The following is a 9,601-nucleotide window of genomic DNA, read 5'->3' on the forward strand; positions in this document are numbered from 1 at the left end:
CCACAGGTCAAGGGGTTATTTTTTAGTGCCACCATAATGACAGGAGGGCGGCAAAGAATAGGGCCGGTAAAAGGTTGCCGACATGAATCTCTTTTATTTTCAGTACACTTAGGGCAATGGCGATAATAAGCAACCCGCCGCTGGCGGTAATTTCTGTTGCTACCGGAGGCGTCAGGTAATTCTGCAGCCAGGCTGCCAGAAGAGTCAGGCTGCCCTGGTAAACAAGCACAGGTAGTGCCGATAGGGCTACTCCCCACCCCTGGATGGTGCTCATAGTAACGGCGAGAATGCCGTCCAGTATAGCCTTGGCATAGAGGGTATTGTAATTACCGCGTAAACCTGCCTCCAGGGACCCCATAATGGCCATGGCACCGACACAGTAGAGAAGGCTGGCGCTTACAAAGGCCCGGGTAATCTCACCACTGCCGCCGCGGGCGAGGAGTAACTCCAGGCGCTTCCCCAGCTCGGCCAGGCGCCCTTCAATATCCAGGAGCTCTCCGCAAATGCCACCGGCTACCAGGCTGACAATTATCAGGACGATGTTTCGGCTCTGGATGGCCATGGCCAGCCCTACAAGTAATATACCCAGGCCGGTGGCCTGGGTAACTGTTGTCAGCAGGCGCTGAGGCAGGCGCCGGCCAATTATCGTTCCCAAAAGGGATCCGGCCAGGATGGCCAGGACATTAACCCACGTACCCCACAAGTTCTTCACCCCGATTTCAGTTTACTCTCGGCACCTTTCCCTTTAAAACTCCCTTGGTTTGCAAATTATCTCTTTGATTTTGGTGGCGAAAAAGTCCTGGGAATGGGCCGGGCGTAAAACCAGGGCCGTGTCGACGCCTTCGTTGCTCCCGCCCAGGGCGATGACATCCACCCCTGCCGGTATGAGGCCGGCATCCAGGGCCATACCGGCAACCTCAACGGCCACCTTGGTACCCTGGCCGAAGAGGCGCAATGTATTGGCAATAATTTCAGCCGGATAAATACCCTGGAAGGCGAAGCGCAGGGCGCGGTCAAGGCCGGCCATCAGGTGGGTGGTGGTCAGGACTTTAATGCCCCCTTCCTCCAGACGCCGCCGCGTGGCCGCATCCATCTCTATTTCCCCCGGTTTTTTGAAACCGGCCTGATGGGTTACACAAACGATATTTAAATCGTTATTTCCCAGGCACAGTAAGGCGCTGTAGCCCGTTACCGAGGCAACGACAACATCCTTTACCCCCAGTTGCCTGGCACGTTCCAGAGCTAATTTAACCGTGCCTTCTGTGTTGGTCTTTCCTTTTGCTTGCCAGTATGTCGTCATTGTTGTATCCTCCTTTTCCTTGCCTCGAGGACCGGCTCCGGACATTCTTGTCCTCGACCCCGCCCTTATGCTCCACCTGTGGCTGCTTCACCAACCGGGCCGGGTCGCTCTTTTCCCGGTAGACCCCCGGGCACCAAACTTTAAAATGTTTCACGTGAAACATTTTCCCTGGTTAGTACGGCTATAATTCTTTCTAAGTCCTCGGTGCCAAAATAATAGATTTCTATTTTACCTTTATTTTTTCCGTGAGACAGTTTAACCTTTGTGCTTAAAATGTGCTGCAGTCGATCTTCTAGCTGTTTGACTTCTATATTAACATTTACGTTATTACTTTCCTTTTTGGGAGGGCGGTCGGTTGCAGCCTGCATCTTTTTGGCAATTAATTCTGTCTCCCTTACCGCCAGTCCTTCTTCTTTAATTTTTCTTGCCAGCACTAACTGTTGTTCCCTATCCTTCAAGCTCAGGATTATCCTGGCATGACCTGGGGATATGGCACCCTTCCGGAGCATTGCCTGGATTTCTTCCGGCAACTGTAACAGGCGCAGGGCATTGGCGATTACCGGCCGGCTTTTGCCTACGCGGCGGGCGATTTCTTCCTGGGTAAGATTATGTTCGTCAATTAACGCCTGGTAAGCTTCAGCTTCTTCCATGGGATTCAGATCTTCACGTTGCAAGTTCTCGATCAAAGCTATTTCTGCTGTTTCCCGGGCATCCAGGTCTTTGATAATGGCCGGTATTTCCCTTAACCCGGCGATTTTACAGGCCCGCAAGCGGCGTTCACCGGCAATTAATTCATAGCGTTCATCACCAATGGGTCTAACAACAATGGGCTGGATGACGCCGTGGGTTTTAATTGACTGTGCCAGCTCCTCTAATTTCGTGGCATCAAAATCACGCCTTGGCTGGTGCCGTCCGGCGATAATCCGGTCCACTGCCAGTCGGGTTACTTCTCCGGACAAAACCTCTTTTTCTTCGAGTGCAGGTAATAAAGCTTCCAGGCCCCGGCCCAGGCCCCTTTTAGCCATTGTTCATCACCTCCCGGGCCAGTTCTTTATAGGCTTCGGCCCCGCGGGAACGAGGATCATAGAGACTAATCGGCTGGCCATAGCTCGGCGCTTCACTTAGCCGCACATTGCGCGGGATGATGCTTTTAAATACTTTTTCGGGGAAGTGATTTTTTACTTCATCTACGACCTGCATTGACAAATTTGTCCTCGGGTCAAACATGGTCAAGACAACCCCTTCTACTTTCAAGCGGGGGTTTAAGTGGCGGGTAACCAGCTGGATGGTGTTCATCAGCTGGCCCAGCCCCTCCAGGGCATAATATTCGCACTGAATTGGTATCAAAACGCCTTCGGCTGCCGTCAGGGCATTGATGGTTAGCAGACCCAGGGAAGGCGGGCAGTCGATAATTATGTAGTCATAGTCATCTTTGACATCCTGCAATGCTTTCTTTAATTTTTGCTCCCTGGCTATGGCTGTCACCAATTCAACTTCAGCACCTGCCAGTTCAATGGTCGCTGGTACAAGATCGAGATGGGGTACTTCTGTAGCAATAATTATGCCCGCTATAGGCACGCCATTAATAATAACATCATAGATACAGTGCTCGATATGCAGGCGATCAATGCCCAGACCGCTGGTGGCGTTACCCTGGGGATCAATATCTACCAGAAGAACTTTCTTTCCTGCCTGGGCTAAAAAAGCACTTAAATTGACGGCTGTGGTAGTTTTACCAACCCCTCCCTTTTGATTGGCAATGGCCATAACCTTGCCCATGGGATTGACCTCTCCCTTGACTTTTTTTCTTTATTTCGGCATGTTTGTTATGGTTCCTGCCGGCGACGCTTATTTTCCTTTACTTAAGGGGCCGTTTGGCGGGAAGTCCAGGGCGGCGCGGGTAAGCCGGCGGGGTGACCCTTTCCTTTTTGACTATAACAAGAATGCGTCTTTCTTCCCCCCCCGGAAGCTGACGCTGCCATATTTTTGTCGCAGTACCTCCCATGAGGTTTATTGCCCCTGCGGCCTCCTTTAATTCCTGCTCGCCGGTCGGTCCTTTATAGGCTGCCATAAAACCTCCTATCTGTACCAGGGGCAGGCAGTATTCCGCCAGGGTATTTAAAGGTGCTACAGCCCTGGCTACGGCCAGGTGATATTTTTCCCGGTAATTTTTATTTTGACCTACCTCTTCGGCCCGGCCCCACAGGCATTCAACTCCGTTTAATCCCAACCTGGTTACTACCTTTTCCAGGAATTTAACCTTTTTTTGTTGGGCGTCCAGAAGTGTAAGGTGCAGGTCCGGCCGGCATATTTTAAGGATAAAACCTGGTATTCCTGCTCCGGTGCCAACGTCGATAACCCTGGCACCTGGCGGGACAGCCAGGGCACAAAAAATGAGGAGGGAATCCAGGATGTGCTTCCGCCAGATTTCTCCCTCCTCTACAATGGCCGTTAAGTTTATCTGTTTGTTTGTTTCTAAAAGGAGATCGATATAAGCTTTTATGGCAGCAGCTTGGTCAACAGTTATATCTACGCCGGCCTTTTTGATTAAATTGTTTATTATATTATTTTTATCCAGCACAGGTATTGACACCTTCACGCCTTTTTTGTTCTAGATAGACCATTAAAATACTGATATCTGCCGGCGTAACACCTGGAATGCGCAGGGCCTGGCCCAGGGAACGGGGCCTTACCCTTTCCAGATGATCGATACTCTCCCGGGATAAGCCACGGATTTCCCGATAATTGAGATTTTCTGGCAAACGCCTTCCTTCCAGCTTTAACATCCGCTCTACCTGGGCTTTTTCCTTGGCTATATAGCCTTCGTACTTGAGAATCATTTCGATCTCCCCGGCAATGTCAGCTGGAATTTCTGGAACCACTCCGGCTTCTGCTAAATCTTGATATTTTATTCCGGGCCTTTTCAGGAGATCGGCCAGGCTGGCTGTCCCCTTCAGCGGTGTTTCCCGGCGGCGTTGTAGGATTTCCTGGATGTTTTCATTGTTACTACCAACATGCTGCTTTTGTAAAAGTTCTATTCCCGCTTTGATGGCTTTTTCTTTGGCCTGGAGCTTCCTGTACCTTTCTTCATCCAGGAGCCCTACTTCATAACCAAGGGCGGCAAGGCGCAGGTCGGCGTTATCTTCCCGCAGCAGCAAGCGGTGTTCGGCCCTGGCGGTAAGCATGCGGTATGGTTCGGTCACACCCCTGGTTACCAGGTCATCGATAAGGACACCGATATAGGCCTGATCGCGTCTTAGAATAAACGGCTCTTTTCCCTTTACCAGACGAGCAGCATTTATTCCCGCTATTAGCCCCTGAGCTGCGGCTTCTTCATAACCCGAGGTACCGTTGATCTGTCCGGCAGTGAATAAACCACTTATAGTCTTGCATTCCAGCGTTGCCTTGAGCTGGGTCGGGTCCAGATAATCATACTCAATGGCATAACCCGGCCGCATCAATTCTGCTTTTTCAAGCCCCGGTATACTGTGCAGGGCGGCCAGCTGGACGTCTTCCGGCAGGCTGGTGGACAGACCCTGGACGTACCACTCTTCCGTTCCTAGCCCTTCTGGCTCCAGGAAGATCTGGTGCGCCGGTTTGTCGGCAAAACGTACCACTTTGTCTTCTATTGACGGGCAATAGCGCGGTCCTTTACCTTCTATCATTCCGCTAAACAGCGGCGCTCGGTCCAGGTTATCCCGTATAATCCGATGGGTTGTCTCATTGGTATGGGTCAACCAGCAGGAGACATTGGGCCGATGGCTGTTGTCCTCCCAAAAAGAGAAATTTAAGGGCTCCCTGTCACCGGGTTGCTCAATCAACTTGTCCCAGTTAATGGAACGGCTGCTGATCCTGGGTGGGGTACCGGTCTTAAAGCGGCCCATGGTGAGACCCAGGTCTTTTAAACTCGCTGCCAGTTCAATGGCCGGGAACTGGCCGTTAGGACCGCCGGAGTAGGCAACATCGCCAATGATTATCCGTCCCCTTAGATAAGTGCCGGTAGTTAAAACAACAGCAGAACAGGTAAAGAAAGCTCCCGTCCTGGTCACGACACCCTTGATGCGGCCATTTTCCACCACAAGACGGGTGACTTCCCCCTGCTTAACTTCGAGATTCTCTTGCCGTTCCAGGGTAAGGGTCATCAGCTGCTGGTAAAGCTTTTTATCAGCCTGGGCCCGCAGGGCCCTGACCGCCGGTCCCTTGCCGCTGTTGAGACGGCGGATCTGAATGCGGCTGCGGTCGGTATTTAAGCCCATGGCGCCGCCCAGGGCGTCAATCTCCCGTACCAGGTGTCCCTTGGCCGGCCCCCCCACCGAAGGGTTGCAGGGCATCATGGCAATACTCTCCAGGCTGATGGTCAGCACCAGGGTACGGCAGCCAAGTTTTGCCGCTGCCAGGGCGGCTTCACAGCCGGCATGACCGGCGCCAACGACGATGACATCGTAATTTCCGGCGTTGTACATCCTTTTCACCTTCTTTCTATTTAACTTTCTTGTCATCTATTTACCAATACAGAAGTCGCTAAAAATCCGGTCCAGGAGATCCTCCCGGGCTGTAGCGCCGGTGATTTCACCCAGGAAATCGCGGGCCGCCCAGAGGTCAACGGCGATTAAATCGCCGGGCATACCCTCTTCCCAGGCGGCTATGGCGGCGTTAAGGTGCTCCAGGCATTTTTCCAGGGCGTCCCGGTGGCGGGCCCGGGTAAGGAGGGGCTCTTCCCTCGTCCTTACCACCTTACCGCTGAGGACGATCTCTCTTATCATTCCGGCCAGTTCATCCAGGCCCTTGCCTTCCCTGGCCGAAATAGTCACCCGGGGGTAGCTGGGGGCAAAAGCCTCCAGCCCGGTCTCTTTTTCACCTACCAGGTCAACTTTATTACCGACGATAATCACACTTTTACCCGTAATTTCCTGCAGAATGCGCTTATCGTCAGGCAAGATACCGGTACTTAGATCCACGACCATCAGGACCAGATCGGCTTCCTTGACAGCCTGCCTTGTCCGCGCCACACCGATACTCTCCAGTGTGTCGGCAGTTTCCCGCAAGCCCGCCGTATCGACAAGCCGGCAGGCAAAGCCGCCCAGGAGTAAAGTTTCTTCAATGGTATCCCTGGTGGTACCCGGGATCTGGCTGACAATAGCCCTTTCCTGGCGCAGCAGGGCATTTAAAAGGCTGGACTTGCCGACGTTGGGCCGCCCGACAATGGCAATTTTCAGGCCCTCGTTGAGGAGACGACCTTCTTCCCAGGTTGCCAGGAGTTTTAATACCTCTTCCCGGGCTTGTTTCAATTTCTCGAGCTCGCTGGCACTTACCTCGCCGACCTCTTCGGGAAAATCCAGGCTGGCTTCGATTGCCGCCAGTACACCGGTAAGGAAATCGTTTATCGCTGCTATTTTTTGTGACAGCTTACCCTGCAGCTGGCCTACGGCAGCAGCCAGTCCCTGGCTGCTCCTGGCGCGAATGACATCCAGTACCGCCTCAGCCTGAGCCAGGTCCAGGCGGCCGTTTAAAAAGGCACGCCGCGTGAATTCTCCCGGCTCGGCCAGCCTGGCTCCATGGCGTAAAGCAAGTTGTAAAACTCTGGCTACTGCCAGGGCGCCACCATGGCAGTTGATTTCCACGACATCTTCGGCCGTATAGCTGTGGGGAGCTCGCATTATGCTTGCCAGCACCTCATCGACGGTTTCCCCTGTTTCGGGATCGATAATCACTCCCAGGCGCAGGGTATGGCTGCGGCTGGCAGAAAAATGCGGTCCCCGGCGGGGTTGAAATATTTTACTGGCGATGGCAACAGCATCGCTCCCGCTCAGGCGTACAATACCGATGCCGCCTTCACCCGGCGGGGTTGCTACTGCGGCTATGGTGTCGGCCAGCATTCCTGTCCTCCCCACATAATAAGACCCAGTAATACTTAAGGTATCACTGGGCCACAGATAAATACCTGGGTAATCATATTTTAACGCAAAAAACTTATTGGCGCAAGGCAATAACAATTTTGCGGTTCGGTTCCTGCCCTTCGCTGAAGGTCAAGATTTCACTATCATTTTGCAGTGCGGTATGGATAACGCGTCGTTCCTGGGGATTCATGGGTTCCAGGACAATCCTTTTCCCGGTTGCTTTTACCCGGGCCGACAAGCGGCGGGCGAGATTGATTAATGTTTGCTCCCGGCGCTTGCGGTAGCCCTCTACATCCAGGATGATCTTTACTTTGTTCTTTAATACCCTGTTTACGGCCAGGTTGCATAAATACTGCAGGGCATCCAGGTTGTCGCCCCGCCGGCCGATTAAGATACCCAGATCTTTACCATGAAAACTGACAAAAAAGTATCCTTCCCGCTGCCGTATTTCGATACCTGCTTCAATGTTCATGGCCTTCAATACCCGCGTTAAAAAGTCATTAATCACCTTTTCCGGGCTATCGGGCAGAACAACCTTTACCCGGGCCTGGCGTGAACCCAGCAAACCTAAAAATCCCTTACTGCCTTCTTCTAAAATATAAATTTCTACCTCTTCCCTTTTGGCCCCCAAACTTCTCAGCGCTGCCTCAATGGCTTCCTCAACAGTCTTGCCGCTGGTTTCGATCTCCTTCATTTGGCGCTGATTTCCTCCTTTACCAGCTGCGGTTGCCGGCGTATTAGCCATTGTTCTAAAATGCCCATTAAGCTAAAAGTTACCCAGTAGAGAGAGAGGCCGGCTGAAAAGCTCCGGCTCATCCAGCCAATTACCAGTGGCATAACAAAAAGCATCGTTCTCTGGGTCTGATCCTGATTGCTGCTAACCATACTAACCTTCTGCTGGAAATAAGTTCCCAGGGCGACTAAAATAGGTAAGATATAGGGATCCGGTTGCCCTAGATTGCTTATCCATAAAAAGTTAGCGTGAGCCAGTTCCACGTAGGCCGGATGATGGACAGGGTCAAAGAAGGTACGCAGGGCAGTGAATAAAGCAAAAAGAATGGGCATTTGCACCAGCAAAGGCAGACACCCCCCCAGGGGATTAACGCCTTCTTTCTGGTACAGTTCCATCATGGCCTGTTGGGCTTTCTGGGGGTTCCCTTTATACTTTTTTTGCAGTTCCTGGATTTTAGGTTGAAGTTCCTGCAGCCGTTTCATGGAACGCAGCTGCCTGTAGGTCAAAGGGAAAAGGATTACCTTAACGAGAATGGTAAATAAAATTATAGCCAGGCCGTAATTGGGTACTCCTAACGTCCGGGTAATATTATATAAAAATTGTATTGATTGTGAAAGGAAATTAACTAATATACTCAACTAGTTCCTGCCTTACCTCCCTTTAGGAAAAGGCAGCCTTCACCTCCACGCTGGCTTTAACGAAGCGGATCATAACCACCAGGGTGCCACGGGTGACAACGTGCCAATCTTTTTACAGCCAGGAAACTTCCCCGGAACACTCCATATCTGCTGATTGCTTCCAAAGTATACTGGGAACAACTGGGATAGAAACGGCAATTTTTTCCCAGGACAGGGGATATAAATATCTGGTATAAACGTATCAAGAACACAATACTTCTTTTAATCACCTGGGCCACTGCTTTCCTCTTTAGCTAAAATTTTCCCCCAGCGCCCCAAATTTAATACTTCTTGCTGCAGTTCATTATAGCTACTTTGCACTGCATTTTCCCTGGCTACCAGAACTACATCCAAACCCGGCTGGAAAGAAGTTATATGTTTACGACAGATTTCCCGCAGGCGGCGTTTTAATAAATTGCGCTTTACAGCTTTGCCTACTTTTTTGGATATGGAAAAACCAAAACGGGTCAGGCCCCAGGTATTGGGTAAGTAATACATTTTTAACATTTTGCCGTTTACTTTGCGTCCCTGACGGTAAACCCGGCGAAAATCCCTTGCCTTGACAATACGCCGCCTCGCAGTTAACAACATCCTGCCCCCAGGATAAAGGGATAGGCCTGCCTTAAGCAGACAGGCGTTTACGACCTTTCCGGCGTCGCCTCTTGATGACTTCCCGCCCGGCTTTAGTGCGCATCCGCTTTAAAAAACCATGTACCCTCTTATGGCGTCTCCTTTTGGGTTGATAAGTCCGTTTCAAACTTGTTTTTCCCTCCTGCCAAATTTATCTTTTATCTTTTTCCAGCCTTATCATTCAAATTATAGCCGAGTCTTTTTCCTTCTGTCAAGGAAAAGGAATTTTTGTTGCCTGTTGATAGTTATACCCAAAGCTGTTAAGATAAGATTGCGTGATTTCTTTTGCTCCCATCACTTATCCCCATTTTTCATGTTATATACAACAGCCTTTATTAACATCTTCCCCAGGGAGGTTCCTTTT

At 51.1% G+C, this 9,601-nt stretch carries 12 protein-coding genes; all 12 read right to left on the minus strand.

Annotation, left to right across the window (positions count from 1 at the left end):
* Positions 1–22 precede the first annotated feature (22 nt).
* On the minus strand, positions 23–703 hold the full coding sequence (locus tag MCACP_RS14110; RefSeq protein WP_406677365.1) for a DUF554 domain-containing protein: 681 nt from the start codon (positions 701–703) through the stop codon (positions 23–25).
* Positions 704–745: 42 nt separating this feature from the next.
* Entirely contained in the window at positions 746–1,300 is a 555-nt protein-coding gene (locus tag MCACP_RS14115) for a pyruvate kinase alpha/beta domain-containing protein (RefSeq protein ID WP_406677366.1), read from the minus strand.
* 140 nt (positions 1,301–1,440) lie between these two features.
* A complete protein-coding gene (locus tag MCACP_RS14120) occupies positions 1,441–2,325 on the minus strand; it encodes a ParB/RepB/Spo0J family partition protein (protein ID WP_406677367.1) in 885 nt (294 codons plus the stop codon).
* A complete protein-coding gene (locus tag MCACP_RS14125; RefSeq protein WP_406677368.1) occupies positions 2,318–3,079 on the minus strand; it encodes a ParA family protein in 762 nt (253 codons plus the stop codon). The genes MCACP_RS14120 and MCACP_RS14125 overlap by 8 nt, the downstream gene beginning before the upstream one ends.
* A 79-nt stretch (positions 3,080–3,158) precedes the next feature.
* Positions 3,159–3,881 (minus strand): 16S rRNA (guanine(527)-N(7))-methyltransferase RsmG, encoded by a 723-nt coding sequence (gene rsmG, locus MCACP_RS14130; RefSeq protein ID WP_406677369.1) that lies wholly within the window; start codon positions 3,879–3,881, stop codon positions 3,159–3,161.
* Positions 3,871–5,763 carry a tRNA uridine-5-carboxymethylaminomethyl(34) synthesis enzyme MnmG gene (gene mnmG / locus MCACP_RS14135; protein ID WP_406677370.1) on the minus strand — a complete coding sequence of 631 codons (1,893 nt, stop codon included), beginning with the start codon at positions 5,761–5,763 and terminating at the stop codon, positions 3,871–3,873. Before mnmG ends, rsmG begins: the two co-directional genes overlap by 11 nt.
* Positions 5,764–5,799: 36 nt before the next feature.
* The gene (gene mnmE / locus MCACP_RS14140; protein WP_406677371.1) at positions 5,800–7,176 is read right to left on the minus strand and encodes a tRNA uridine-5-carboxymethylaminomethyl(34) synthesis GTPase MnmE; all 1,377 of its coding nucleotides are present in this window, start codon (positions 7,174–7,176) and stop codon (positions 5,800–5,802) included.
* A 94-nt stretch (positions 7,177–7,270) separates the two neighbouring features.
* Positions 7,271–7,891: an RNA-binding cell elongation regulator Jag/EloR gene (gene jag / locus MCACP_RS14145; protein WP_406677373.1), complete on the minus strand. Its 621-nt coding sequence runs from the start codon at positions 7,889–7,891 to the stop codon at positions 7,271–7,273.
* A complete protein-coding gene (locus tag MCACP_RS14150; protein ID WP_406677374.1) occupies positions 7,888–8,568 on the minus strand; it encodes a YidC/Oxa1 family membrane protein insertase in 681 nt (226 codons plus the stop codon). Before MCACP_RS14150 ends, jag begins: the two co-directional genes overlap by 4 nt.
* A gap of 56 nt (positions 8,569–8,624) precedes the next feature.
* Positions 8,625–8,846, minus strand: coding sequence for a membrane protein insertion efficiency factor YidD (gene yidD / locus MCACP_RS14155; protein ID WP_406677375.1), 222 nt, complete (start codon positions 8,844–8,846; stop codon positions 8,625–8,627).
* Entirely contained in the window at positions 8,830–9,198 is a 369-nt protein-coding gene (gene rnpA, locus MCACP_RS14160) for a ribonuclease P protein component (protein WP_406677376.1), read from the minus strand. The genes yidD and rnpA overlap by 17 nt, the downstream gene beginning before the upstream one ends.
* A 31-nt stretch (positions 9,199–9,229) precedes the next feature.
* Positions 9,230–9,364, minus strand: coding sequence for a 50S ribosomal protein L34 (gene rpmH / locus MCACP_RS14165; RefSeq protein WP_406677378.1), 135 nt, complete (start codon positions 9,362–9,364; stop codon positions 9,230–9,232).
* Positions 9,365–9,601 lie beyond the last annotated feature (237 nt).

Origin of the sequence: Neomoorella carbonis, assembly GCF_045278715.1 — a bacterium.
GTDB lineage: Bacteria > Bacillota > DSM-521 > Neomoorellales > Neomoorellaceae > Neomoorella > Neomoorella carbonis.

Bases quoted from the DNA above. Each gene is read 5' to 3' on its own strand.
- MCACP_RS14115 (WP_406677366.1), bottom strand. From the start codon at position 1,300: ATGACGACATACTGGCAAGCAAAAGGAAAGACCAACACAGAAGGCACG.
- MCACP_RS14120 (WP_406677367.1), bottom strand. From the start codon at position 2,325: ATGGCTAAAAGGGGCCTGGGCCGGGGCCTGGAAGCTTTATTACCTGCA.
- MCACP_RS14125 (WP_406677368.1), bottom strand. From the start codon at position 3,079: ATGGGCAAGGTTATGGCCATTGCCAATCAAAAGGGAGGGGTTGGTAAA.
- mnmG (WP_406677370.1), bottom strand. From the start codon at position 5,763: ATGTACAACGCCGGAAATTACGATGTCATCGTCGTTGGCGCCGGTCAT.
- mnmE (WP_406677371.1), bottom strand. From the start codon at position 7,176: ATGCTGGCCGACACCATAGCCGCAGTAGCAACCCCGCCGGGTGAAGGC.
- jag (WP_406677373.1), bottom strand. From the start codon at position 7,891: ATGAAGGAGATCGAAACCAGCGGCAAGACTGTTGAGGAAGCCATTGAG.
- rnpA (WP_406677376.1), bottom strand. From the start codon at position 9,198: ATGTTGTTAACTGCGAGGCGGCGTATTGTCAAGGCAAGGGATTTTCGC.